The sequence below is a fragment of the Sorangium sp. So ce362 genome, assembly GCF_051519845.1.
Taxonomy (GTDB): domain Bacteria; phylum Myxococcota_A; class Polyangia; order Polyangiales; family Polyangiaceae; genus Sorangium.
Genome location: NZ_CP150332.1, coordinates 4,841,871 through 4,867,118, shown reverse-complemented (window position 1 = coordinate 4,867,118; position 25,248 = coordinate 4,841,871). Strand labels below are relative to the sequence as shown.

The following is a 25,248-nucleotide window of genomic DNA, read 5'->3' as shown; positions in this document are numbered from 1 at the left end:
AGCCGCGCTCCCCGGGCCGGCGCCGTTCCGGCGACGCCGGCGCGCATCGGGGTCTGCGCGCGGCCCTGTTTCGGGTTATGGACCGAGCGTGCTTTCCGGCCGTGCTCTAGCCCTTGCGGTCCTCGCGTGGTCGCTCCTCAAGGTCGTGGTGCGCCGTCTCTTCGACGGGCCGAGCGGCCTCGCGCTCTTCCGCGAGAACTACGACGCCGATGGCCTGCCGCCGCTCTCGCCCGCCGAGCGCGCGGCGCTGCCCGGCTTCTCCCGCTGCATCGCGTGCGGGCGCTGCGATCTCGGCGAGGCCGAGCGCATCGCCGCCTCCAGGGGGGCCTACCCCGGGCTCATGACCGTGGTGCTCGCGTCCTCGCGGAGCATGCCGGACTTCGACGCCGCGGCGCTCGCGCTGGCGCACGTGCCGGAGGAGGTGCTCGCCGAGAAGGAGCAGATCTGCCCGACCGGCGTGCCGTTCCGCGAGCTGGCCAGGTTCGTGCGGTCCAACGCCAGGGCCCAGGCGGGGCTGTTCGTGGACGGGGAGGGGAACGCGCCCGCCGAGCTGGCCCTCGTCGCTGCGGTGACCCCGCCCGCGGCCGCCCTCGACCCCTCGTCGGCCGACCGCGCCGCGCCCGAGGCGACGTGATGACGCTGGCGGGACGTCGCGCCGCGGCGAGAGCGCTCGGCCTCCTCTTCCTCCTCTGCACCCCGGCCTGCTCCGCGCACCAGCCGATCCCGGCCCGGACGAGCGGCGACGCGCCGCCCCTGTCCACCGAGGTCTCCCGCCCGCCTGGCCCCCTGGCGGGGCCCGGGCCGGGTCGGGCCGGAGACGACGACCTGGACGAGGCGGGCGGCCGCGTCTCCACGCCGATCGCGCCCGCGAGCGCCCGGGCCGCGACGAAGGGGGTCCCGATCCAGCGCGGGCGCGCCACCTATTACGCCGACAAGTTCAAGGGCCGCGCCACCGCGTGCGGCGAGCCCTACAACCCCCGCGCGCTCACCGCCGCCCACCGCACGCTCCCCTTCGGCACGCTCGTCGATGTGATCCGCCGGGACGGCCGCCGCGTGCGCGTGCGGATCAACGACCGCGGCCCGTTCAAGCGCGGCAGGATCATCGACCTGTCGCGCAGGGCCGCCGAGCGGATCGGGCTCATCAAGGACGGGGTCACCGACGTGTCGCTCGAGCTCATCTGGAAGCCGGCGCGGCGGTCGCGCTGATCGCGCCGCGGCGCCGGGCGGCCAGGGGGCTTCGACCTGCGGGCTGCTACTGGACGAGGCTGAGCCGCGGGGCCGCGGCGAAGGCGGCGAGGTGGCCGCTCTCCTCGGCGACGTAGACGTCGCACCGCTCGTCGACCCGCAGGAGATCCGGGATGAGGTCGGTCGGCACCTTGCCGAGCAGCGCGCCGTCGCGTGGCCGCACGACGTGCACCTCGCTCTGCGGCACGAACAGCGCCCCCGAGCGGAGCACCGGCTCGAGGCGCCGCGGCCGGTCCCCCTCGACGCCGCCCGCGAGGACGTGCCGGTACCGGACCGCGCCGTCGTGCGCGCCGACCCCGACGAGCTCGCCCGTCTCGCTGTTCACAACGACCACGTCGTCGACCATGAGGCACGAGGCCGTCGCCGCGCACGCGGTGAGATCGAAGCGCGTCGCCCCGGTGCGGCGATCGATCCCCACGAGCCCGGTGCCGCGCCGCCCGTGGGTCACCACGCACACCGTCTCGGGCCCGAGCAGCGGCGCGCCGACCGGCGCCACGTGCTTCGGCAGGTCGACCGTCCACCGCGCCTCGCCCGACCACGGGTCGAGGTGGTGCAGCCGCGCCCCGCCGCGGCCGACGAACGCCCCGTCGCCGGCCAGCGCGAAGAGCGCGTCCTGATCGACCGCCACCGGCGACGCGAACGGCAGCCGGTCGCAGAAGCGCCAGACGACCTCGCCGCTCAGCACGTCGAGCGCCGCGAGCGCAGGCTCGCCGCTGCCGACCACGACGAGCTTGCCCGCGCGGCGCAGCCGGAAGTTCTCGCCGCGCCGCGCGGCGTAGCGCCAGCGCACCTCGCCGGAGTAGAGGTCCACCGCCGCGAGGTGGCGCGTCCCCTCGCTCACGATGAGCATCCGGGGCAGCCCCGGGGCGCTCACCACCGCGCCCGAGGCGTTCGCGCCGACGCGCGGCGAGAGCCGCGCCGACCAGGCCACCTCGCCGGTCGACAGCTCGTGCAGCTGCAGCGTGCCGTCGGGCAGGAGCCGCCCGAGGCCGACCGGCGTCATCACCGAGACCGCGCGCGGCGCCTGCTTGCGCCACAGGCACTCGCCGGTGCGCCGATCGATGCAGGTGAGCTCGCGCGTCGAGCCCACGACGAGCACGTCGCCGCAGAGGAAGGTGGCGCGGAGATCCAGCGAGGGGATCGCCGCGACCCACCGGGCCGTGAAGCGCAGCCGCGTCCGCCCGAACGTGTCCTCGGCCGCGGCCTGCGGGCGCGCCGCCGCCGCGAAGGCGCGGTACGTCTCCGGGGCCACGTTGATCTTCGCGTCGTTGCGCGTCAGCTCGCGGAGCCGCTCGGCCAGCTCGCGCACGCGCGCCCGGAACTCGAACAGGCGCAGGTTCGACGTCTGCCCGCGATCTCGGCGCACGAGGCTGCGCGCGAGCGCCCTCCCGAACGCGACGACGCCCTGGGCGAGCGCGGCCACGTCGACGGCGGGGAACGTCCAGGTCTTCGCCCGCTCCTCGGCGCCCGCGAACGGCGAGCCGCGGCCGAGCGCGCGCGGATCGGCGGGCGGGACGCGGCCCACGCGGGGCACGCCGAGCGTGAGCGAGAGCGCCCCCTCGCTGTGCAGCCGCACGCCGAGGATCGCGCCGCCGACGGTCAGCCGCCGGTGGTAGGGCTGCCGCCGCGCCCACGCGTCGAGCGACTCGAGCGACAGCGACGCGAGCTGCTCGGCGAACGGGAAGATGAAGACGTCGGGCAGCTCGCGCGCCTCCTCGCCCACGAGCACGCGGATCTTGCCCCGGAAGAGGAGCGAGAAGAGGTCGGCCCGGAGCACGGCCGGCTGCGCGAGCGCCGCGCCCGGGGACGTGCGCAGGAGCGCCTCGGCCGCGATGGCGATCGGGATCTCGCCGGTCGGCTCGACGCCCACGATGGCGGGCTCGCCGCCCGCCTCGTCGGGCGAGAACGGCAGGGCGGCGGCGAGGCACCTCCGCGCGGCCTGGAGCCGGTGCTCGCCGAGCCCGCCGTGGCCCGCGTCGTCGCGGGGGAAGGTGGCGTCGCGGCGCGCGCCCGAGCCCCTCCGCGAGGCGAACCGATCGACGGCCGCGAGGACGCGCGCGCAGAGCGCTTCGCCCTCGAAGCGCCGCTCGTGCAGGGCGACCTCGGGCACGTCGCCGCCGTGGAAGACGGTGACGAGGAGATCGCGGCCCACGCGCTCCAGCCCGAGCTCCCAGGGGTCGGGCTCGAGGCACAGCCGCACGACGGCGCGCGCGCGGCGTCCGGAGGCGAGCTCCGCCGCGGCCTCGGCGAGATCGCAGAGCAGCGGCAGCGCCTCGGCCTCGGCGCGTAGCGGCAACGCCGCTTCATCGAGTGGAGGAGGCGCGTTGCGCGCCCCCTCCAAGACGAAGTCGAGCACATCGTGCAGCGACGTGCGCTCGATCTCCGGTGAGCATCGGGTGGTGTCGGCGACAAGTGACAGTCCGGGCATCCGTCGAGGGATGCTAGGCATCGTGGGGCCGGGTCCTAAGTTTTGTGCGCGGATAGCCGCGGAGTGGACAAGCACGTGCCACCTGACTAGACAGCGCCGGCGCCTGGCGCCCCCGCCGCTGCTGCCGCTCGACGAGCCCCGCGGCGCGAGGACGGCCCGAGGTCGCCGACGGGCTGCGCGCAGATCGGTTGGCATTCCAACCGGACGTGCAACAATCCGGCCCCCGAGCGCCATGTCTCCCGAAAGACCGCCCCATTTCTCGATGCTCCGGTCGTTCGCGCTGGCCGATTTCTTCACGCTGGCGAACGCGGCGAGCGGCACCCTGAGCATCCTGCTCTGCCTGAACTACGTGGCCGAGCGCGAGCGCATCTATATCTGGGTGGTCTTCGGGCTCCTGCCGCTCGCGCTCGCGTGCGACGTCCTCGACGGCACGATCGCGCGGTGGCGTCGCCGGCACTCGCCGCTCGGGGCCGATCTCGATTCGCTGGCCGACGTTGTCTCGTTCGGCGTCGCGCCCGCGGTGCTCGGTTACGCGCTCGGCCTGCGCGGTCCGTGGGACGCCGCCGCGCTCGTCTACTTCGTCGCCTGCGGGATCAGCCGCCTCGCGCGGTACAACGTGACCGCGGCCGAGCTGTCGGACGATCGCGGGAAGGTGCGTTACTACGAGGGCACGCCCATTCCCACGAGCCTGCTCATCGTGCTGCTCTTCGGGGTGCTCTTCGCGCTGGGGCGCGTGCACGAGCAGCTCTGGCTCGGGTCCATCGCGCTCGGTCCCTGGGCGTTCCACCCGCTCAGCCTGGTCTACGTCGTGAGCGGCAGCGCGATGGTCAGCGGCACGCTGCGCATCCCGAAGCCGTAGCGGCGAGGCTCACCACGATGCTGGCGAGCCCACCGCCGGCCCCGCACGCCCTCGGGCTGGCCTTGGCGCTCACCGTCGTAGCCCTGCGCCGGTGAGCGCACCGCCCCGGCCTGCTCCTCCCCGCCTTGCCTCGCCGCGCGCCCCCCCGGGCAGGCTCGGGTCACGGGCCAGCCCGCCGAGGAGCCGCGCCGCGCCACGTACGCCGATCTCGAGGCCGTCCCGCCGAAGCTGGGGACCCGCGGTGGTCCACCGCGACGCCGCGCGCGTTCGCGTCGAGCCCTTCGACGCCATCGAGCTCGATCTCTCCCTGCTGTGGGCAAAGTAGCCGCAGCGGGTCACGGCTCCGGCTGAACGCAGCCTGGCCGCGCGCTCAGCGGCGCATCGAGCGCCGTCGCTCTCGATCGCGGGCCCCCCGCGGCGATAGACTGGCGCGATGCGGCCCTGCAGGAGCTGTGGTGCCTCGCTGGAGGCAAGCGGTCGTGGGATCACGTGTCCGCGCTGCGGCGCCGAGAACCCCGGCGTGGCAGGCGCGGCGGCCGCTCAGCCGGGCGCCCCCGCTGCCGCGCCGGCGCCGGGGCCGCCCCGGGCGGTGAAGGTGCTCCTCGCCGTGGCGATGGTCGCGGTGGGGGTCGGCTTCGCGGTGATGTTCTTCGCGCGCGTCGAGCCGCCGCGGGATCCCGCGCCGCAAGCGCGCCACCTCTCGACACAGCTCGACGCGCTCTGCTTCGTCGACGCGAACGGCGACGACGCGCCCGACCCGGTCCTGTGGCAGGACGGCAAGACGCGCGGGCGGGTGGTCGCCGTCGATGGACGCAGCGGGCAGTGGCTCTGGGCCTCGGAGGAGCTCGAGAAGCCGGACGCGCTCGCCTGTCCGGACCTGAGCACGGTGCTCGCGGGCGGCACGGTGCTCGCGGGCGGGGAGAGCGCCACGCTGCACGCGCTCGACGCCCGCACGGGCAAGGCGCGCTGGGCGGCGAGCCTGCCCGGGGTCCCCGACGAGGTCGCCGGAGGCGAGGGCTGCGCGACCGTCGTGATGAAGGACGGCTCGGCGACCGGCGTCCAGCTCGACGGGGGCGCGGTGGCCGATTGCCCGACGGCGCCGCAGCCGTCGGCGATCACGGGGCAATTCTGGGAGCGCAAGAAGAACCCCCAGGTGGTCCACGTCGGCGACGTGGAGGTCGTGCTCACGACGCCGGCCGAGGGGCCGCCGCGCCTCACCGCCGAGGGGCGGCGCGGCGGCGCGTCGCTCTGGAAGAGAGAGCTCCCGGCGCGCGCGCCGCGCTCCGGCGGGCGCCCGGATCTCTTCCTCGTCGCGAACGGCGGCGCCGCCATCGTCCTCGGCGTCGACGTCGTGGAGGGCACCGATCTGCGGATCCTCGCCCTCGATCCCGCGTCCGGGGCCAGCCGGTACGAGCGCGCGGCGGGCTACCTCGGCGACCGGCTCGTGGCGGCGAAGGCCGCGGGCCCCTACGTGTACGTCGTGAGCGGCGCCGCGGTGAGCGGCGCCGCGCTGCGCGCGATCGACCCGGCGACCGGAGGCACCGTGTGGCGCGCGACGGCGCCGCAGCCCCCGTGATCCGGCCCGGCGTCCGCGCGCTCAGCAGAGACAGCCGACGAAGGTGCCAGAGAACAGCGGCCGCTCCATGACGGCGGCGCCGCACGTCGGGCACGTGTCGCCGAGCTTGATCTCGCGGGGCGGAGGCGCCGACTTCGCCGGCTGCGCGCCCGCGGAGACGCCGGCGACGGCGAGCGGCTGGAACTCCAGGATCGACACGCGCGAGAACCCCTGCCTCGGCGTGGCGCTGCGCTGCGGCGACGCCAGGAGATCCTGCTTGCTGCAGACCGGCAGGATGGGTCGCGACATGTTGATGTAGGCGAGCTCGGCCGTGTAGAGCGCCGGATCGAGCATGCGCGGGTCCTCGGGCTGGACGATGCCGTGCTGGAAGGCCTCGATCAACATGTCGACGTCGGTGCGCGCGTTGCGGTTGCGCGCGGCGTCGACGAGGAAGAGGCCGTTGCCGTAGTAGGCGGCGTTGAGCCAGAAGCCGGTGCCCGCGGTGTGGTAGCCGCCGGTCGCCCATCTGTACCCGCGCAGCGATCGGACGTGGGCGGTCAGCGCGTTCGCCAGCGCGTACGACGTCATGCCGAGCGGCAGGAGGCTCACGAGCGCCGCCGGGTGGAAGTTCAGGCAATCGCTGCAACAGACAGGCACCGTCGGCACGAGCGCCTGCGTGGGATCGATGCAGACCTGGACCTCCGATTCGCTGCGATAGCAGCCGGTGAAACAGGAATGCCGCTCGACGGCGGCCAGGAGCGCGGCGGGAAGTGCCATGCGCGCAACTATACCGGCCACGAGAGCGTATGGCTGCCACGAGGCGCCGTGTCGTCGTCGCCGTCCACGGCGCGAGCGACACGGCGCGAGCGACACGGCGGACCCGGGCGTTCGCGACGTCCGCGCGCCCGGGTCCGTACGTCCGCGGCTCCTCGTGACGCGTGCCCGCGGTGACGCGTGCCCGCGGTGACGCGTGCCCGCGGTGACGCGTGCCCCGCTTCCGCGCGTCCACGCGGTCGCGGATGGACGAGCGCAATTGCGTCCCTCGTGCGCCTGCCACACGATCGCCGGCCGTGGTGACGGCCGTGCAACCCGAGCGCCTGCTCCTCCGCCGATGCGTCCTCGATGGAGCGCGCGCGGCGGAGCGTGGGAGCCGGTCCGGGTCGCGCGTCCGGTCCTCCTGCACGTTCCAGTGTCGCGCGGACGCACGGGTCGCGTGACGGGGCGGAGGCGCTCGCTGCTCGTCGCGCTCGCCGGCGCCCTCTCGGCGCTGCTCCCGGCGCTCGCCCTCTCGGGGTTCACGGTCGACGACGCGCTGATCACGGCGCGCTACGCGCACCACCTCGCGCGGGGGCTGGGCTACCGCTTCAACGCGGCCGGGCCGGTGACCGACGGCGTGACGCCGCTCGGGTGGGCGTTCGTGCTGGCGCCGTTCGCGGCCGGAGGCCCGCTCGCCGCGCTCGCGGCCGCGAAGGCGCTCGGCGTCGTCGCGTGGACGCTCGCCGCCGGAGCGCTGGCGCTCGCGATCGATCGGGCGTCCGACCGACCCGTGCGGTTCGCGGCGCTCGCGCTCGTGCCCGCGTCGGCGCCGCTCGCGGCGTGGTCCGCGGCGGGCATGGAGACGGGCGTCGTCGCGGCGCTCGGGGCCCTCTCGGTCGCGCTGCCCGCGCTCGGCGGCGCGCTCGCCGGCGCGGCCTGCGCCGGGGCGGCGGCGGCGCTCCGGCCGGAGCTCCTGCCGTTCGCGCTCGTCGTGGCGCTCGCGGCCCAGGCGGCCCCGCGCGCCGAAGGCGCAGGCGGCGCGCCGCCGCGACCGGAGCGCCCCACGTGGGCCCGCGCGCTCGCCGCGCTCGCGCTCGCGGGCGGGCCCTTCGCCGCGGTGGCCGTCACGCGGCTCGCGATCTTCGGGCGGGCGGCGCCGCTCGCCGCCCTCGCGAAGGCGCCGGACGCCTCGCTCGGGGCCCGGTACGCGCTCGCGTGCTTCCTCCTGACCGGCCCGGTGGCGCTGATCGCGCCGGTCGCGTGGCGGGCGCTGCCGGCGTGGCCACGCGGGCTGCTCGCGGCGATCGCCGTGCACTTCCTCGCGGTCGCGGCGGCCGGCGGCGACTGGATGCCGCTGTCGCGCCTCGTCGTGCCGGCGCTGCCCGCGGTGGCCCTCGCGGCGGCCCACGTCGCCTCGGTGGCCGACGCGCGCGCCACCGCGCTCCGGATCGCGCTCGCGCTCGCGGGACAGCTCTTCGTGATGATCCGGGTCGGGCCCACCGCCGCGCGCGTCGGCGTCGACCGCCTGCGCGTCGTCGAGGAGCTCCGTGGAGCGCTCGCCGGGGCCGAGGTCGTCGCGGCGCTCGACATCGGCTGGCTCGGGGCCGCGACCGGCGCGACGCTCGTGGATCTCGCGGGGGTCACGGATCCGGCCATCGCGGCGCTGCCCGGCGGGCACACGACGAAGCGGATCCCCGGCGCGCTGCTGGACGCGCGCGGGGTGGACGCGCTCGTGCTGCTGCTCGCCGAGGGGCAGGCGCTCGCGTCGCCCTGGACCGCGACGCGGTTCGCGCGCGGGGTGGAGCTGCACCTCGCGCGCCTGCCCGGCGCCGGCGAGGCGTTCGCGCCGGCGGCGGTGAGCGGCGTGCCGCACCTCCGCTACGTGGTGCTGCGGCGGCGCACCGCGGAGGAGGTCGCAGGCGCCGCGCCGCGCTGACGCGGTCGCCGTGGTGGTGCGCCAGCGTGCATGCGGCGCTGACGTGGGCGCGGCCGAGGTGCGCCGGCGTGCTCGCGACACCGACGCGGGCGCCAGGGAGCCGCGACGGCGAGCCGGATGCGCGCCGCGTCACGTCGCGCGGCGTCGCCGCAGGCGACAGTGGACGGCGGACGCGCGCAGCTGGCAGGCTGTGTAGAAGCGCCAGAGCGCCCGGAAGGAGCGCGTCAGGTCGATGCAATCAGGAGAGGTCGTCGACGACCGGTTCGAGATCGAGGAGCACGCTGCCTCCGGCGCGACGGCGCGGGTGTACCGCGCGCGCGACCGGAGGTCCGGCGCGCCGGTGGCGCTCAAGCTCCTCCAGACGGCCGCGACCCCGTCGCTGAGCGCCCTCGCGCGCGAGGCGCTCGCCCTCGCGACGCTCGCGATCCCCGGCGTCGTCCGCTACGTCGCGCATGGCGTGACCGCGGGAGGCCGGCTCTATCTCGCGACGGAGTGGCTCGAGGGCGAGACCCTCTCGGAGCGGCTCGATCGCGCGCCGCTCACGATCGCCGAGAGCCTGATGCTCGCCGCGCGCGTGGCCGAGACGCTCGCCGCCGTCCACCGGCTCGGGTTCGTGCACTGCGACGTGAAGCCGGGCAACCTCCTCCTCGAGGGCGGCGACCTCCAGCGCGCCAGGCTGATCGACTTCGGCGCCGCGCGCTTCTCCGGGGACGACGACGAGTTCCCGACGCTCGGCGAGATCCGCGGCACGCCGCAGTACATGGCCCCGGAGCAGGCCCGCGGCGAGCCTCGGATCGACGTCCGCGCCGACGTCTTCGCGCTCGGCAGCGTGCTCTTCGAGTGCCTGACCGGGCGCGCCGCGTTCGCCGGCGGCGACCCGCTCTCGGTGCTCATGAAGGTCCTCCTCGAGGAGCCGCCGCGGCTCAGGGAGCTCCGCGGCGACTGCCCGGCCGGGCTCGATCGGCTCGTCGCGCGGATGCTGTCGAAGGCCCGCGAGGCCCGGCCGCGCGACGGCGGCGCGGTCGCGGAGGCGCTCGCCTCGGAGGCGCTCGATCCGCGCCTCGACGCGGGTCCGACGCCCCCGCTGCAGCCCTCGTCGTCGCACCCTCCGCCGCACCGCGCGCGCGAGATCACGACCAGCGAGCGGAGGGTCATGTGCCTCATCCTCGCCCGCGAGGACGAGGCCGACGCCGAGGCGACCCTCTCCGATACCGCGGACGAGGGCCGGTCGCGGGCGATCCGCGGGATCGTCGAGCGCCACCGCGGCCGGGTCGAGCTCCTGGAGGCGCGGTGGCAGCTCGTCACGCTCTCGGGGTCGGCCGCGCCCACCGATCTCGCGGCGCAGGCGGCCCGCTGCGCGCTCGCGCTCCGCGAGCTGCTCGGCGGCGCGCGGCTCTCCCTGGTCACCGGCCGGGCCGAGGTCGCCGCCCGGCTGCCGGTCGGCGCGGTGATCGATCGCCTTGTGCAGCTCGTCCAGGGCGGTCGCGAGCCGCTCCGCCCGGCGGCCATCCGGATCGACGACATGACCGCGGGCCTGCTCGGCGCGCGGTTCGATGCGACCCGGGACGCGTCGGGGTGCTGGCTGCACGGCCCCCGCGAGGAGCCCGAGGCGCCGCCCGCGCTCCTCGGCCGGCCGACGCCGTACGTCGGGCGCGAGCGCGAGCTCGGGCTGATCGTGGCCGAGCTCGACGCCTGCATCCGCGGGAGGTCCCCGGGGGCGGTGCTCGTGACCGGCGCGGTCGGGGCGGGCAAGTCGCGGCTCGGCTACGAGCTCGTCCGCGCGCTCAGGGCGCGCTGCGAGCCCCTGGAGGTGTGGATCGGCCAGGCCGACCCGATGAGCGCGGGCTCCGCCTTCGGCCTGCTCCAGCGCGCGCTCCGCCGCGGGCTCGGCCTGCTCGACGTCGAGCCGATCGCGTCGAGGCGCCGCGAGATCCGCGCGCGCGTCGAGCGCCGCTGCGGCGCCGCCGCCGGCGCGCGCATCTCGCCCTTGCTCGCCGAGCTCGCGGGCGCGCCGTCCCCGGACGACGGCGACGCGCAGCTCGGGGCATCGCGGCGGCGTCCGCCCCTCGTGAGCGAGGCGCTCCGCCTCGCCTGGGAGGGCTTCCTCGATGCCGAGTGCGCCGCGCAGCCGGTGCTCCTCGTGCTCGACGACCTGCACTGGGGCGATCTGCCGACCGTGGCGCTTGTCGAGGCGGCGCTGCGCGGCCTGAGGGGCAGGCCGTTCGCGGTGCTCGCGCTGGCCCGGCCCGGCGTGCGCGAGCGCTTTCCGGGCCTCTGGGAGCCGCATCTGCTGCGGGAGCTCTGCCTCCCGCCGCTGCCGCCGGCGGGCGGCGAGCAGCTCGTGCGGGAGGCGCTCGGCGCCGGGGCGAGCGCGGACCTCGTGAGGACGCTCGTGGAGCGCGCCGACGGCAATGCGTTCTACCTGGAGGAGCAGATCCACGCCGCTGCCCGCGGCAGGATCTCGTCGCCGCCGGAGACGGTGCTCGCGATGGTGCAGGCCGGGCTCGACGCGATCGCGCCGGAGGCGCGGCGGGTGCTCCGCGCCGCGAGCGTCTTCGGCGAGGCGTTCTCCGAGGCGGGGGTCGCCGCGCTCGTGGGCCGCGCGGAGCTCGCGCGCGAGCTCGACGAGCTCGTGGGGCGCGAGGCGATCGTGCGGCTCGGCGTGCGGGGCGCGGACGGCGACGCCGCGTATCGCTTCCGCCACGCGCTCCTCCGGGAGGCCGCCTACGGCATGCTGACCGAGGGCGACCGGCGCCTCGGCCACGCGCTCGCGGGCGGCTACCTCGCGGAGCGCGGCGAGGCCGATCCCAGGGCGCTGGCCGAGCACTTCGAGCGCGGCGGCGAGCCGGCGCGCGCGGCCACGGCGCACCTCGCGGCGGCGCGGCAGGCGCTGCGGGGCGACGACCCCGGCGCGGCGCTCGCGCGGGCGGCGCGCGGCATCGCCTGCGATCCGGCGCCCGCCGTCGTGGACGAGCTCCGTCGCGTCGAGAGCGAGGCGCGCTTGCTCGAGCGCGCCGCGGACGACGGCCGCATCGAGCGTGTGGCGGACGACGCCCGCACGACCGAGCTCGTGCGGGCGTGGCTGAGCGAGGCGGCCGAGTAGGAGAGGTCGCGCGATTCCCTGTCGGTTGGCCAATCGACTCCTGTGACATGGCCGGCGGCTGGTCGGCGAGGCAGGCGGGTAGGTCCCGACATGGCCGGCGGCTGGTCGGCGAGGCAGGCGGGTATGTCGCCACATGGCCGGCGGCTGGTCGGCGAGGCAGGCGGGTATGTCGCCACATGGCCGGCGGCTGGTCGGCGAGGCAGGCGGGTATGTCGCCACATGGCCGGCGGCTGGTCGGCGAGGCAGGCGGGTATGTCGCCACATGGCCGGCGGCTGGTCGGCGAGGCAGGCGGGTATGTCGCCACATGGCCGGCGGCTGGTCGGCGAGGCAGGCGGGTATGTCGCGACATGGCCCGGGGTGTGCGTGCGCCCGCGGAAGGGTCTGGGGAGCTAGTCGGCGCGCCCTCGGAGCACCTCGACCGCGCGCCGGATACTCAGCACGACGTCAGTCCAGGCTTCTCTCGCCACGGCGCCAGCCCAACAGACGACCTCTCCGGCCTCTGCTTGGGCGGTGGAGCTGCCGCCCTACCGTCCGATGCGCGCGCGGATGGCGGCGCGCGTCTCCTCCGAGAGCGTATCGAGGTAGGAATCGGACAGGGCCTGGAGCACTTCATCCGGCAACGCAAGCAACACCTGCTCGGGGGGCAGGCCCGCCATGCGCTGCTCGGGGGGCAGGCCCGCCATGCGCTGCTCGGGCGGCAGGCCCGCCATGCGCTGCTCGGGCGGCAGGCCCGCCATGCGCTGCTCGGGCGGCAGGCCCGCCATGCGCTGCTCGGGCGGCAGGCCCGCCATGCGCTGCTCGGGCGGCAAGCCCGCCATGCGCTGCTCGGGCGGCAGGCCCGCCATGCGCTGCTCGGGAGCATACGCCGACAGCACCCGCTCGGGCGGGAGGGCGGCCACGAGCTTCCGGACCACCTCGTCGAAGCCTTCCAAATCGTGCATTTCCATGGCGATCTCCTCGGCTCCAAGCTGCTGCGAAAGCCACCGGCGGGCCTCGACGGTCCGGGCCTCGCCGTGCCCGAACAAGCGTAGCAGATCGTCGTCCTCCGCCTCGGCCGCCGCGTCGATCTCGACGACGAACAACGCGAAGGCTCCGCCCCTGAGCTGCCAGTAGCCGCCGCCGAGGTCGCTCCATCCGAGGCCGAGGTCCGCGACATCCGCATCGAGCGACCGGGTGCGCGACGGGACGAGCAACACACCGCACAGATCGCTCCGCTGCTCCATCCGTTCCGTCTCGTCGGCGAAGTACAGATGCAGGTAGCTGTACAGCCGGTCGAAGTTGCGCCGGCGGTAGGGCCGGCCGCTGCTCTTGAACTCCACGATCGTGTCCCTGGGGAGCAGGTCCCAGAGTCTCTTGAGCGTGCCGGCCGACCCGCTCGACCCCGCGCCCCTGCGCAGCAGCAGGTAGTCTGCGCGGAGCGGCTCCGTCGAGAGCGGCACCTCGCTGCGCACCTCGAACCGACCCGAGCCGCGCTCGCTGAGCAGCGCGACGAGCAGCACGTGCCAGGCCGTCCGGGTCGAGCCCATCGGGCGCCGTCTACACGCCTGTCCAGGTCGGGGTCAACAATCGACACCCTCCGGCGGGTCGGACCGGGCATCCAGCCCGCGTCGAGATCGTCGACGCACGGCGCTCGTCGGCCGGCGATCCCCGCGCAACCACGGCGCGCTGGACAGGGCGCGCGACGAGGCGGTGCGTGACCTGCCCGACGTCGCGCGCGACGAGCTCGAGATCGAGGACGAGCCGGCGGCGTGACCGGCGTGCTGCCGCCGCCCGCCGCTGCCCGTGGAGATCGCGCTCGGCGAGCTGGGCTCCGGGGACGCTGCCGCGTCGGAGGGAGCTCTGGAGCGGCGGTGGTCGCCCGGGAAGGGAGAGGCGCTCTCGCGCACGCGGCGCCTCGTCGCGGGAGGCGCGCGGGTCCGGGGAGGCGAGGATCGAGGCGCGGCGCGCGATGAAGCGGCTCGCGCCGGCGCTGTTCGCGACGTACATGGCGCGGGGCGGAGGGGCGTTGCTGGGTGGGTAGGGCAGGGGCGTTGTCGTCCACCGAGCGGCTGAGCGGCAGGGCTCCTCCGCGGGATGGCGATCGGTTACGCTCGGAGGTTGGTCATGAGGAGCCGCCCTCTCATCCGGCTGCAGGTGCCCAGGGTCGTGTTCCCGGGCGAGACGATCGATGTCGGGCTCTCGCTCGACAGCGCAACGGAGACGCCGATCGACTTCGTGCGCGTGACCCTGGAGCACACGCAGAAGGTAGGGAGCCAGGGGAGCCAGACGCTCCCCGTCTCCCGCGACCTGCTGTTTCTCAGCGAGGACGTTGCCGGGAAGGGGCGGCTCGGCGAGGGGGTTCACCGCTACCGGGTCTCGTTCGCGCTGCCGGTGGATCTCCCGCCGTCGCACGCCGGTTCTCTCGCGAGCTGCCGGTGCCGGGTCAGCGTGCTTGTCTCCATTCCGTGGTGGCTCAATGCCGAGGAGAGCGAGGTGATCCTCGTCGGGCGTCCGACCGTTCCGGCGCCGAAAGACGAGCCGTTCACCAGCGCGAGCTCCCGGGAGCACGGCGCCTTCGTCGAGGTGTCGCTGCCGCGCCGGACCTTCGCCCCGGGCGAGCCCCTGGCCGGCGCCATCGCCTTCGGCGATCTCGGCGGGCGCCGCCCTTTCACGCTCGATGTCTCCCTGATCGCCGTCGAGCGGGCCCAGCTGAGCCAGCACACCCTCTCCAGCGAGGGCCGTCAGCTCTCATTTTTCAAAGATCTCGCGGGGGTAGCCGAGGGGGCCGAGGTGCCATTCCGCATCGCTCTGCCGCGTGAGCTCGCGTTTTCTTACAGCGCCGCGGAAGTTTCCCTGGAGTACCGGCTGGAGGTGACGCTCGAGCACGTAGGGGGCCGGGTGCTGCACTCCGTGCCGGTGGTGATCGACCGGCTCGAGCCGCGGACCGGGCGCGAGGGCAAGCGGCCCCCGGTCGGCGCGGATCGTTGGCGCGCGGTCTGGGCGAGCGTGGGGCAGCGGGTCGGGCTCTCCCTGGGGGGACGGGGGCTGCGACTCCGCGGTGTGCGTGCGGGGTGCGCCGTGGAGGTGGCGCCCGCCGAGAAGGAGTCGAGCGCCGGCCTGAGCGCGACGGTGCGGTTCGCGGAGCCCTTGGGGCTGCATCTTGGCGTGCGGCCACGAGGCGTGCTGGATCTCGGCGGGATGGCGACCGGGGAGGGTGGCTTCGAGGAGGGTGGATTCGACCGGCGCTTCCGGGTGCGGGGGCGGGAAGAGGCACAGGTACTGGCGGCGCTCACGCCCGCGCTGCGGGGAGCGCTGAGCGCGTTCCACCTGGCCGACGTGGACGACGCGGAGGCGCGGGTGTGGAGCGCCGCGGGGGCGTCGGACGGGCCGGGGCTGGAGGCCTTCCTGGCGCAGGTCGACGCGCTTGCACGGGCGATCGCGAAGGCCGGCGCGGCGCTGCCGCCGCCGGCGGCGATGGCGGCGTGGTTGCCCGCGTGGCGCCGCTTCGCGGAGGAGAATGCCGGGGCGCTCGGGGTCGGGTCGATGCGGCTGGCGTGGACCTTCGAGGGGGGGCGGTTCGAGCTGGAGACGCTGTTCAAGGGGGCTGCGCCGACGGGCACGCGGCTCGTGTTGCGGCTGGATCCGCCGATCGCGGGCGCGGGCGGGACCATGAAGGCGGCCGAGCAGCGGATCGCGGCGACGATCCTGGAGCAGGCGGCGCGCCTCGGGCGCGTCGCGGACGCGGGCGCGGAGGCGGGGGTCGCGGTGGCGCCGGGGGAGATCTCCGTGGTGATGGCGGCGCCGCTCGCGGATCCGGCGGCGGCGCAGGAGGTGCAGCGGCCCATGCTGGCGCTCGCGCGCGAGATGCGGGGGGAGCGGCGGGGCGGGCCGTACCGGTGAGGGGCGGCGAGGGCGAGACGATCCATCGCCGGGGGCTGGTCGACGCGGCAGGCGGGCGTGTCGCGAGTTGGCCGGCGGTGTGCAGCCAGGGACGTGGCCGGGGAAGCTACCCGGAGTGCCCTCGAAGCGCCGGTGAAGACGCAATCTGGTTTACAAACACGTCTCCGAGGCGACAGGCAACCGGTGGCCGGGCCTGGGGGGCCGCGTCCGAGCCGGCGGGTAGGCCGTTCCCGGGCACCGGCTCCGATTCCTACCTCGAGCCGCTACCGTCCGATGCGCGCGCGGATGGCGGCGCGCGTCTCCTCCGAGAGCGTATCGAGGTAGGAATCGGACAGGGCCTGCAGCACTTCATCCGGCAACGCAAGCAACACCTGCTCGGGCGGCAGGCCCGCCATGCGCTGCTCGGGCGGCAAGCCCGCCATGCGCTGCTCGGGCGGCAGGCCCGCCATGCGCTGCTCGGGCGGCAGGCCCGCCATGCGCTGCTCGGGCGGCAAGCCCGCCATGCGCTGCTCGGGCGGCAAGCCCGCCATGCGCTGCTCGGGCGGCAGGCCCGCCATGCGCTGCTCGGGAGCATACGCCGACAGCACCCGCTCGGGCGGGAGGGCGGCCACGAGCTTCCGGACCACCTCGTCGAAGCCTTCCAAATCGTGCATTTCCATGGCGATCTCCTCGGCTCCAAGCTGCTGCGAAAGCCACCGGCGGGCCTCGACGGTCCGGGCCTCGCCGTGCCCGAACAAGCGTAGCAGATCGTCGTCCTCCGCCTCGGCCGCCGCGTCGATCTCGACGACGAACAACGCGAAGGCTCCGCCCCTGAGCTGCCAGTAGCCGCCGCCGAGGTCGCTCCATCCGAGGCCGAGGTCCGCGACATCCGCATCGAGCGACCGGGTGCGCGACGGGACGAGCAACACACCGCACAGATCGCTCCGCTGCTCCATCCGTTCCGTCTCGTCGGCGAAGTACAGATGCAGGTAGCTGTACAGCCGGTCGAAGTTGCGCCGGCGGTAGGGCCGGCCGCTGCTCTTGAACTCCACGATCGTGTCCCTGGGGAGCAGGTCCCAGAGTCTCTTGAGCGTGCCGGCCGACCCGCTCGACCCCGCGCCCCTGCGCAGCAGCAGGTAGTCTGCGCGGAGCGGCTCCGTCGAGAGCGGCACCTCGCTGCGCACCTCGAACCGACGCGAGCCGCGCTCGCTGAGCAGCGCGACGAGCAGCACGTGCCAGGCCGTCCGGGTCGAGCCCATCGGGCGCCGTCTACACGCCTGTCCAGGTCGGGGTCAACAATCGGCACCCTCCGGCGAGGAAGCTGGCGTCCGGCGAATGCGACGGCGGAGCTCGCGGTCCAGCCGGTCGATCGATGCCCCTGGGAATTGCGGTTCCGGAAGACGTACGCGCCTCGATCGGCATCGGCGCCATCGCGCCGAGCTCGCGACAACTCCGCGCTCAGCTCCGGTCGAGCGCCGGCCGCACCGGGAGCAGCGGCTCGTCGTCCGGGATGCGCAGGCCGGGAAACAGCGCATCGACCTCGCCCGGGTCGAAACGGCAGAGGCTGGCTGCGTGCCAGAAGGCACCGACGACGTTGCCGCCGAGCTTGTAGCGACCGTCGGGGCGGCAGGCAACCCAGCCCTCGGGGAGCTTGAGGAGCACGGCGAGGCACGCGCCGGTGCGCACGTCCCAGAAGCGGACGGTGCTGTCGATGGAGCTGGAGAGGAGCGTGCCGCCGTCAGGGGTGAAGGCCACGCTCAAGACCGAATCGGAGTGCCCTTGCAGCACGTGCGCGAGGTTGCCTGTCGCCACCTCCCACAGGTGGACGCGCCGGTCATCGGACGCCGAGGCGAGCACGGCCCCATCAGGGCTGAAGGCGACACCGTTCACCCGGCCGGTATGGCCGCTCGTCGAGCGCGGAACACCGCGCTCGACGAGCGGACAGAGCCGCACGGTCGAGTCGTCGGAGCCCGAGGCGAGCGTCGCGCCATCCGGGCTGAAGGCCACGCACCTGACAACATCGTCGTGACCCGCCAGCACGCGCGCGGCTCCCTCGCCGTCCACCTTCCAGAGTCGAACGGTTCGATCGACCGATCCCGAGGCGAGCGTCGCGCCATCCGGGCTGAAGGCCACGCACCTGACAACATCGTCGTGACCCGCCAGCACGCGAAGCGGCTCCGCCGTCTCGGCGCGCCAGATCCGCACCGTCCTGTCGAACGCCCCTGAAGCGATCATTCGCCCGTCACGACTGAACGCGATATCGGTGATGCCGTTGGAGTGCCCCTTCAGCACGCGCTTCGTGCGACTTGCGTCGAGCTCCGCGAGCTGGACCGTGTGGTCGTACGCGGCGAAAGCCAGCGTTGCGCCGTCAGGGCTGAAGGCGGGCCTCGCCGAGGGGCAGCTTCTCTCCATCAACGGCGGCAGCGCGCTCCATGGCGACATTCGCCAGAGATGAATGCCGAGATCGTCGGAGCTGAGCGCGAGCGTCGCGCCATCGCGGCTCAAGGCCATCGCCATGGTTGCCCTCGACTGTCCCTCGAGCACGCGCAGCGCGCCGCCGGTCGACACCTGCCACAGCCGCACCGTCCTGTCTTTCGATCCCGAGGCGAGCGTCGCGCCATCCGGGCTGAACGCGACGCTCCTCACGCCGGCGGAATGGCCCTCGAGCACGTGCGACGCGACGCGGAGCTGGCGCCACAGCCGCACCGATCCGTCGCCCGAACCGGAAGCGAGCGTCGTGCCATCCGGGCTGAACGCGACGCTCCTCACGTGCCGCGTATGGCCCTTCAGCATGTGCAGCGCCTCGCCCGTCGACACCTGCCAGAGGCCAATGTCGTAGTCCAGGGAACCGGAGGCCAGCATCTCGCCATCCGGGCTGAAGGCGACGCTGAGCACGCCACCCCGGTGACCGCTCAACAGGCGAAGCATATCGCCTGTCGAGAGCGTCCAGAGCCGGACGGTGGCATCGTGAGCGCCGGAGGCCAGCACCTCGCCGTCGGGGCTGAACGTCACCGACGTCACCCCGTCCAGATGACCCTGGAGCACGCTGAGCTGCCTGAAGGTGGCCACCTGCCAGAGCCGGACCGTGGCGTCGTGAGCGCCGGAGGCCAATAGCTCACCGCCAGGGCTGAACGCGACGGTGGTCACGTGACGCGAGTGCCCCTTGAGCACGCCGAGCACGTTGCCGGTCGATACGTCCCAGAGCCGGATGGTGCAATCGTCCGAGCCCGAGGCGAGGGTGTCGCCGTCAGGGCTGAAAGCGATGCTCGTAATCCAATCGGAATGGCCTGTCAGGACGCGCAGCGCGGTGCCGGTCGCCAGCTCCCGCAGCACGATCCAGCCAGCATGACCGGATGCGAGCAGGGTTCCATCGCGGCTGATCGCCACGGCGTTGCATCGACTGCCTTGCACCCAGGTCGGCTCGAACCGCGCCGTCGCCGGCATCGCCGCGCCGAACGTGTCGCACCCGTCGAAATGCGCGCCCCGCGCGCCCACGAGCTTCGCCCCGCGCAGCCTCACCGAGGCGAGCTTCGCCCCCGTCAGGTCCGCGCCCAGGAAACGCCCCCGTACCGCCGTCGCCCCGGTCAGATCTGCCCCGCAGAGCGCCGCCCCCGAGAGGTCCGCCCCGTCGAGCTGCGCCCCCGCCATCCGCGCCCCGCTCAGGTTGGCCCCCACGAGCTTCGCCTCCCTCAGGTCAGCCCCCCGCAAGTCCCACCCGCTGAGGTCTTTCCCCGAGAGGTCCTGCCCCCGCAGATCCGCCCCCGCGAGGTTCATCCGCTCGCTCACCCCGAGCCCCATCCGCCCGTCGATCCGCAGCGCGTTGCCCGCCGCCACCGCCCCGAACGCCCCGCCGAGCGCCCTCCGCGCCCACGCCGCCGCCGCCTCGCGCCCCGCGAGCGCCCCGAAGAAGTCGGCCATCAGGTCGCTCACCTCCCGCTGCGCGAGCGCCGCCGCCTCGCCGGCGCGCTGCACCTCCTCGGCCGCCTCCCGCGCCACGAGCCACTCGAGCACCGACTGGTGGATGAACCGGAAGTTCTCCTGGTCGTCCCACACGAGCAGCGTCCCCGAGCCGATCTGGTGCCTCGTCACGTCCAGATCGAGCTCGTGCCGCCCGAGCGCCTGCAGCGCCGCGATGAGCTCCGCCGGCAGCTCGCGGATGCTCACGCTCTGCTCCGTCCGCTGCCACAGCCGCGTCGCGAGCTCCGTCACCGCCCGCCACCGCTGCGCCACCGACAGCCCCGGCTGCGCGCCCTTCGGGTGCGCGCGCTCGTACTCCCAGACGATCCACCGATCCAGGAGCAGCCGGTACAGCCCCGCCGACGTGATCTCCCCGTCGCCCGCCCGCGCCTGCCGGAGCTGCGCCTCCTCGATCTCGGCGATGAACCCGAGCATCCGCGGGTTCGCCGACAGGCCGAGCAGGTCCTTCACGTCCGCGAGCTGCCGCATGCGCTCGTCGGCCACCTCCTCGGTGCCGAGCCGGTTCACGAGGAACCTGCGGATCTGCGCCCCGGTGAACGGCAAGAGCCGCGCGAGCCGGTAGCCGGGCAGCAAGGCGGCCCGCTCCGCGAGCGCCGAGCGCACCTGCTGCTCCGAGATGAAGTGCTGGCTCCGGCTCGTGACAACCACCTTCGCCGCCTTGCCCTGCGCCGCCTGGATCAGCGTGTCGAAGTGCTCGACCGCGCGATCGTACGTCACGCGGAAGGCGAGCTCGTCGAAGCCGTCGAACAGGAGCGCGATCCGCCCCTCGGCGAGCATGTGCCGGAACGCGGGGAGATCGATCTTGCCGAGCCCCGCGAGCGCGAGGTGCTGCGCGATGAGCGCGTTCAGATCGCGCGCCTTCTCCAGCGCGCGCATCTCGATGAGCACCGGCGTCAGCGGGCCGCCCGACTTGCCCATCCGCCGCGCGAGCTCGTGCAAGAGGAACGTCTTGCCCGTGCCGAAGTCGCCGAGCACCAGCACGAACCGGCTGTGCTCCGCGTCGAGCAGCTCGGCGAACGCGTCGAGCGCGCGCTCGCGCAGCGCCTCCTCCTGGCCCATCGTGAGCGCGATGCGCTGATCGACGTAGAGCGCCGGCGGATAGGTGGGGTCCCGCTCGAGCCGCGCGCTCTGCCACGCCAGGTAGCCGCGGAAGTCGATGAGCCCCTGGTACTCAAGGAACCGCACGAGGCGCACGCGCCGCGCGCTCGCGTAACGGACGAGCTCCTCCGGCGCGGGCTCACCGCCGTAGACAAGCGTGGACACGAGGCCGGGATCCTCGCGCCGGTACGAGGCGTCGATGCTCTCCAGGAACGCGGAGACCGCCTCGGTCGAGATGCCGCTCTCGAGCGCCGCGAGCGGCGCGATCCGGACGATGCCGCCCTCGTTGACCGAGACGCGCAGGTAGCAGCCGAAGGGGAGGGGCGCGTCGAACCACTCGATGTCCACGCCCTCGGGCTCGCGCAGCCTGCACACGCGCTCGACGCGCGAGAGGAAGTCGTCGCTGCGCCCCTCGCCCGGCAAGAGGATGTCGTCGCCGTGCGGATTCGCCTGGCCGCCCGCCGCGCGCGCAGGGAAGCGGCGCAGCCTCCGGCCTCGCCCGGCCTGCTCGCCGCGCGCCGGCTCCTGGTAGCGCCGCAGGAAGGCGAAGAGGAACTCCGCCGACGCGCGGCACGCGAACGCGCGGAAGCTGTCGTCCTTGTCGCGATCGCCGTGATCCGAGACCGCCTTCGCGATGATCGACCGCCGCCCGAGGCGCTCCGCGACGTAGCCGATCGCGGCGGCCTCCATCTCGACGCCGAGCACCTTCCGCCCGATCGGCCTCAGCCGCTCGAACAGCCCGGCGTCCTCCTGCACCGCCTTGCCGGTGGCGATCGGGCCGATGTGCACGCGGAACGGCCGGGCCTCTGGCGGGCCGTCCGGGTAGATCAGGCGATCCCGGCGGACCTGCGCCATGCCCGCCTCCGTGAGCTCGAGGCCGCCGTCGCCGATGCGGAGCACGCGCTCCGCCTCCAGCTCGCCGATGCGCTCGGCCCAGCCCGGGCATCGCTGCGCGCGTTCCGGCCGCGCGACAGGCGGCGGCCCCCCCTCGACCTGGCTCGCGTAGAGCGCGTGCCGGAGCCACCACGCCTGCGACGCCTTCGACGGCGGGCGCTCGGCCGCGAGCGGCGCCTGCCGCTCGAACTCGCGCGCGAAGAGCGCGGCGTCCATGTTCCACGTCCGCTCGAGGTTGTACGTCTCGATGTCGTGGAAGAACGCGCCGTCGCCGCCCCCGGCGGACGCGGCGACGCGCTTGCCCTCGTCGTAGCTGTAGACCCGATCCGCGACGATGACGTCGCCGAGCGACACCTCGCCGCGCTTGCCGGCGCAGATGCCGCACATCGCGAGGCACCCCGGATCGAGCTCCTCGATGAGCCCCTGCGCCCTCGCCGCCGCCGCGCTCTCGCCCATCCGCCCCGACCACGCCGCGGCGACGCGGAGCGGCTGGCCGCGGTCGTTCGGGAGCTCGCGGACGTAGTACGGAAAGCCGGCCGCATCCCGCGCCTCGCGCCAGCCGTCCCTGCCGCCCTCGCCGAGCGCGAGCACCGCCTCGAGCTCGTCCTGCAGCGCGGTCACGACGAGCGCGTCGACGCGCCCTGTGGGGAGGTCCTGCGGCACCGGGCCACTCTAACAAACAAGCGCGCGCGCCTTCGCGCGGGCGAGGCCTCGTCCCGCCCGGCACGACGGGCGACCCGAGCCGCACCCCGAACGCCCCCGCCCGGGCCGCGACCTGGCCGATTTTCTTGGACGAGCGCCCTCCCGCAAGGCTCTCATCCCGCCCATGGCGAGGCTCGTCGAGGCGCTGAACCGATTCTTCGGGCGGGTCGAGATCCTCGCCCTCGGCCTCGAGAACGAGCGCAGCGCCGCCGAGGCCGCGCTCGCGAAGGGGATGCCGCTCGAGGCCCGCGAGCACGCCCGCAGCATCCTCTCCGTCCTGCCCGACTCGGCCGTCGGGCTCGCGCTCTGGGCCGACGCCGCGGAGGACGCGTGGCTCGACAAGGAGGTCGTCACCGCGCTCACCGACCTCGCGAAGCGCGTGCCCTGGCGCGCCGACGTGTGGCTCCGCCTCGGGCGCGCAGGGCGGCGCGTCGGCTGGGACGGCGCGCGCGACGCGCTCGAGCGGGCCACCACGGCGCCCGAGGAGCGCGACGCGGCGCGGCTCGCGCTGCTCGACCTCTGCGACCTCGACCTCGCCGCCGGCGATCCGGCCCGCGCGCAGCGCTGGCTCGACCGCATCCCGGCGCCGCTCTCCACCGTGCCCGACCGCGACGCCGCCCTCCGCCGCGCCGAGTGCGCGCTCGCGCACGGTGACCTCGATGGCGCGCGCGCGGCCGCGGAGATCCTGGGCGAGCCCACCGCGATCGAGGGGCGCGCCGCCCTCGTGCTGGCCCGCCTCACGCTGGCCGAGGCGGGCGCCGCGCCGGGCGCCCCCGCGGCCGCGCCGTCGCCCGCCGAGGTGGCGCGGGCGCTCGACCTCGGGCTGCGGGCGCTCGTGCTCGATGTCCCCGGCGCGGCGGAGCTCTGCGCCTCGCTCGTCGCCGCCTCCCGCGACGTGCTCGTCGTCGACCGCGTGCGCCGCGTCGTCCGCGCCGCGGGCGCGCTCGACGAGCCGACCTGGGCCGCCGCGTTCGCCTTCGCCGAGGGGCGGCGCGACGACGCGCGGCGAGCGCTCGCGCGCGGGCTCTCCGCCGGCGATCGCACGGCCGCGGCGGCGCTGCTCCGCATGGCCGTCGAGACCCGCGACCTCGGCGCGCTCGACGCGCTCGCGGCGCGGGCGGCGGGCGTGGACCTGCGCGGCGCGACGGCGCCGCCGCTCCCGCCCGACCTCGTCCGGCTGCGCGACGCCGCGGCCATGGCGTCCGAGGGGCAGGGGGGCGAGGCGCTCGACGCGCTCGACGCGGTGACCGGCGAGGGCGCGGCGTGGGCCGACGACATGCGCCGCGCGATCGTGCGCGCGTGGCTCTCCCCCGCGGAGGGCGCGGCCGGGTCCCGCGCCGCCGCCGCGGCGTGGGGCGACGTGCTGCGCGAGCTCGCGCGCACGGCCAAGCGCCTCGATCGGCTCGACCTGCTCGCGGCGACCGAGGCCCTCGCGGTGGAGCGCGAGCGCCCGCTCCGCGCCGCCGTGCTCGGCGAGTTCAACGCCGGCAAGAGCACGTTCCTGAACGCGCTGCTCGGCGAGGACGTGGCGCCGACCGGCGTCCTGCCGACGACCGCGACGCTCCACTGGGTCGCCTGGGCGCCCGATCCGTTCGCGCGCATCGTCGTGCGCGGCGGCCAGGACCGCGTCGTGCCGCACGCGGCGGTGAAGGACACGCTGCGCGCGCTCGGCGCCTCCGGCGCGAAGGTCGCGCGGGTCTTCATCTACGCGCCGATCGAGCGGCTCAAGCGCGTCGAGATCCTCGACACGCCCGGCTTCAACGCGCCGGACCCGGACCACATCGCGGAGGCGCGGCGGGCGTTCGACGAGGCCCACGTCGTCATCTGGCTGCTCGACGCGCCCCAGGCGATGAAGGAGTCGGAGCGGCGGGTGCTCTCCGAGATCAGCGCGCTCGGCGTGCCGGTGCAGATCCTCGCGAACAAGGCCGATCGGCTCAAGCCCGACGCCCTGGAGACGGTGCTCGCGCACGTGCGCGACAGCCTGGCGGCGAGCGCCATCACCTCGCTCACGCCGCCGATCGCGTTCTCGGCGCGGCTCTCGCTGAAGGGGCGGCTCGGCGACGAGGCGGCGCTCGCGGCCTCGGGGTGGGCCGAGGTCGAGGCGCTCTTCGCCGAGCAGATCGTCGACGCGAGCGACGCGCTGCGCGAGCGCGCGCTCCGGCGCAAGGCGGGCCGCATCGCGGCCGAGCTCGCGCAGGCGGCCTCGGCCCGCGCCGCGGAGGACCGCGAGGCCGGGCGAAGGGCGCGCGCCGAGGCCGACCGGCTCCGCGCGAGCGCGGCCTACCTGCGCCGCGAGCGGCGGACGATCGCCGCGGCGATCGACAAGGCGCTCGAGCCCGCGCGCCGGGAGCTCGCGGCCGACCTGCGCCCGATCGCGGCGCTGCCCGAGGAGCGCAAGCGCACGGACGCCAGCGTCCGCGCTTACGTGCAGGAGCGGCTCGTGACGCGGCTGAGCTGGCCGCTGTCGGCCGAGATCGCGCGGGCGGCCCACGCGGGCGCGGAGCCGGGGGCGCGCCGCGCGCGCGGCGTCGACGATGACAACGAGGTCGGCGTGGAGGATGCGGGCGCCGCGCCGTCGCCGCGGGCGGCGGCCCACGTGCGCGCAGTCCTGATGGGCATGGTGGCGGTGCACGACGCCCCCGATGAGCTCGCGGCGCGCTCGATCGAGGGCGTTGTCGAGGCCGCGATCGACGCCTTCGCGATGGCGCTGTCGGCCGAGGCGGAGGCGCCCGTGCCGCCGCCGGCCTCGGCGGCGGTCGAGCTGCGCGCGCAGGCGCTCCGCGCCGCCTTCGAGGCGCGCGAGCCGCCGGTCCACGCCTCGCGCGCCTGAGCGCG

General features: G+C 75.2%; 14 protein-coding genes. 8 read left to right on the top strand and 6 right to left on the bottom strand.

What is annotated here, in order from left to right; genetic code table 11:
- Positions 1 to 88: 88 nt before the first annotated feature.
- On the top strand, positions 89 to 634 hold the full coding sequence (locus WMF17_RS18820) for a hypothetical protein (protein WP_437603452.1): 546 nt from the start codon (positions 89 to 91) through the stop codon (positions 632 to 634).
- A complete protein-coding gene (locus WMF17_RS18815) occupies positions 634 to 1,206 on the top strand; it encodes a septal ring lytic transglycosylase RlpA family protein (protein ID WP_437603451.1) in 573 nt (190 codons plus the stop codon). Before WMF17_RS18820 ends, WMF17_RS18815 begins: the two co-directional genes overlap by 1 nt.
- Positions 1,207 to 1,252: 46 nt before the next feature.
- Here WMF17_RS18815 and WMF17_RS18810 read toward each other — a convergent pair whose 3' ends face one another.
- On the bottom strand, positions 1,253 to 3,673 hold the full coding sequence (locus WMF17_RS18810; RefSeq protein ID WP_437650649.1) for a PQQ-binding-like beta-propeller repeat protein: 2,421 nt from the start codon (positions 3,671 to 3,673) through the stop codon (positions 1,253 to 1,255).
- A 232-nt stretch (positions 3,674 to 3,905) separates the two neighbouring features.
- Between WMF17_RS18810 and WMF17_RS18805 the strand changes: the two genes are divergently transcribed.
- Together WMF17_RS18805 and WMF17_RS18800 are read left to right on the top strand one after the other, a co-directional pair.
- Positions 3,906 to 4,532 carry a CDP-alcohol phosphatidyltransferase family protein gene (locus WMF17_RS18805; protein WP_437650648.1) on the top strand — a complete coding sequence of 209 codons (627 nt, stop codon included), beginning with the start codon at positions 3,906 to 3,908 and terminating at the stop codon, positions 4,530 to 4,532.
- Between the two features lie 520 nt (positions 4,533 to 5,052).
- Entirely contained in the window at positions 5,053 to 6,108 is a 1,056-nt protein-coding gene (locus tag WMF17_RS18800; protein ID WP_437650647.1) for an outer membrane protein assembly factor BamB family protein, read from the top strand.
- A gap of 21 nt (positions 6,109 to 6,129) precedes the next feature.
- On the opposite strand, the gene WMF17_RS18795 is transcribed toward WMF17_RS18800, so the two are convergent.
- On the bottom strand, positions 6,130 to 6,864 hold the full coding sequence (locus tag WMF17_RS18795; RefSeq protein ID WP_437603447.1) for a hypothetical protein: 735 nt from the start codon (positions 6,862 to 6,864) through the stop codon (positions 6,130 to 6,132).
- 436 nt (positions 6,865 to 7,300) lie between these two features.
- On the opposite strand from WMF17_RS18795, the gene WMF17_RS18790 reads away from it, so the two are divergent.
- Both WMF17_RS18790 and WMF17_RS18785 read left to right on the top strand, forming a co-directional pair.
- Complete coding sequence (locus WMF17_RS18790; RefSeq protein WP_437650646.1) at positions 7,301 to 8,779, top strand: hypothetical protein; 1,479 nt, start codon at positions 7,301 to 7,303, stop codon at positions 8,777 to 8,779.
- A 232-nt stretch (positions 8,780 to 9,011) separates the two neighbouring features.
- A complete protein-coding gene (locus WMF17_RS18785; protein WP_437650645.1) occupies positions 9,012 to 11,882 on the top strand; it encodes a serine/threonine-protein kinase in 2,871 nt (956 codons plus the stop codon).
- A 525-nt stretch (positions 11,883 to 12,407) separates the two neighbouring features.
- Here the strand turns inward: WMF17_RS18785 and WMF17_RS18780 are convergent.
- Together WMF17_RS18780 and WMF17_RS18775 are read right to left on the bottom strand one after the other, a co-directional pair.
- Positions 12,408 to 13,409, bottom strand: a complete 1,002-nt coding sequence (locus tag WMF17_RS18780; protein ID WP_437650644.1) for a hypothetical protein — start codon at positions 13,407 to 13,409, stop codon at positions 12,408 to 12,410.
- Between the two features lie 10 nt (positions 13,410 to 13,419).
- Positions 13,420 to 13,869, bottom strand: a complete 450-nt coding sequence (locus WMF17_RS18775; protein WP_437603443.1) for a hypothetical protein — start codon at positions 13,867 to 13,869, stop codon at positions 13,420 to 13,422.
- Between the two features lie 117 nt (positions 13,870 to 13,986).
- On the opposite strand from WMF17_RS18775, the gene WMF17_RS18770 reads away from it, so the two are divergent.
- Positions 13,987 to 15,762 carry a hypothetical protein gene (locus WMF17_RS18770; RefSeq protein WP_437650643.1) on the top strand — a complete coding sequence of 592 codons (1,776 nt, stop codon included), beginning with the start codon at positions 13,987 to 13,989 and terminating at the stop codon, positions 15,760 to 15,762.
- 263 nt (positions 15,763 to 16,025) lie between these two features.
- Here the strand turns inward: WMF17_RS18770 and WMF17_RS18765 are convergent, their stop codons facing one another.
- Together WMF17_RS18765 and WMF17_RS18760 are read right to left on the bottom strand one after the other, a co-directional pair.
- Entirely contained in the window at positions 16,026 to 16,793 is a 768-nt protein-coding gene (locus WMF17_RS18765) for a hypothetical protein (protein WP_437650642.1), read from the bottom strand.
- Between the two features lie 406 nt (positions 16,794 to 17,199).
- Entirely contained in the window at positions 17,200 to 22,374 is a 5,175-nt protein-coding gene (locus WMF17_RS18760; protein ID WP_437650641.1) for a pentapeptide repeat-containing protein, read from the bottom strand.
- Positions 22,375 to 22,537: 163 nt separating this feature from the next.
- Between WMF17_RS18760 and WMF17_RS18755 the strand changes: the two genes are divergently transcribed.
- Complete coding sequence (locus WMF17_RS18755) at positions 22,538 to 25,243, top strand: dynamin family protein (protein ID WP_437603439.1); 2,706 nt, start codon at positions 22,538 to 22,540, stop codon at positions 25,241 to 25,243.
- Positions 25,244 to 25,248: the final 5 nt, after the last annotated feature.

What these genes read in the sequence shown, in the direction of transcription:
- WMF17_RS18775 (WP_437603443.1), bottom strand. Translation starts at nt 13,869, where the DNA reads ATGTACGTCGCGAACAGCGCCGGCGCGAGCCGCTTCATCGCGCGCCGC.
- WMF17_RS18755 (WP_437603439.1), top strand. Translation starts at nt 22,538, where the DNA reads ATGGCGAGGCTCGTCGAGGCGCTGAACCGATTCTTCGGGCGGGTCGAG.
- WMF17_RS18805 (WP_437650648.1), top strand. Translation starts at nt 3,906, where the DNA reads ATGTCTCCCGAAAGACCGCCCCATTTCTCGATGCTCCGGTCGTTCGCG.
- WMF17_RS18770 (WP_437650643.1), top strand. Translation starts at nt 13,987, where the DNA reads ATGAGGAGCCGCCCTCTCATCCGGCTGCAGGTGCCCAGGGTCGTGTTC.
- WMF17_RS18785 (WP_437650645.1), top strand. Translation starts at nt 9,012, where the DNA reads ATGCAATCAGGAGAGGTCGTCGACGACCGGTTCGAGATCGAGGAGCAC.
- WMF17_RS18810 (WP_437650649.1), bottom strand. Translation starts at nt 3,673, where the DNA reads ATGCCCGGACTGTCACTTGTCGCCGACACCACCCGATGCTCACCGGAG.
- WMF17_RS18795 (WP_437603447.1), bottom strand. Translation starts at nt 6,864, where the DNA reads ATGGCACTTCCCGCCGCGCTCCTGGCCGCCGTCGAGCGGCATTCCTGT.
- WMF17_RS18815 (WP_437603451.1), top strand. Translation starts at nt 634, where the DNA reads ATGACGCTGGCGGGACGTCGCGCCGCGGCGAGAGCGCTCGGCCTCCTC.
- WMF17_RS18780 (WP_437650644.1), bottom strand. Translation starts at nt 13,409, where the DNA reads ATGGGCTCGACCCGGACGGCCTGGCACGTGCTGCTCGTCGCGCTGCTC.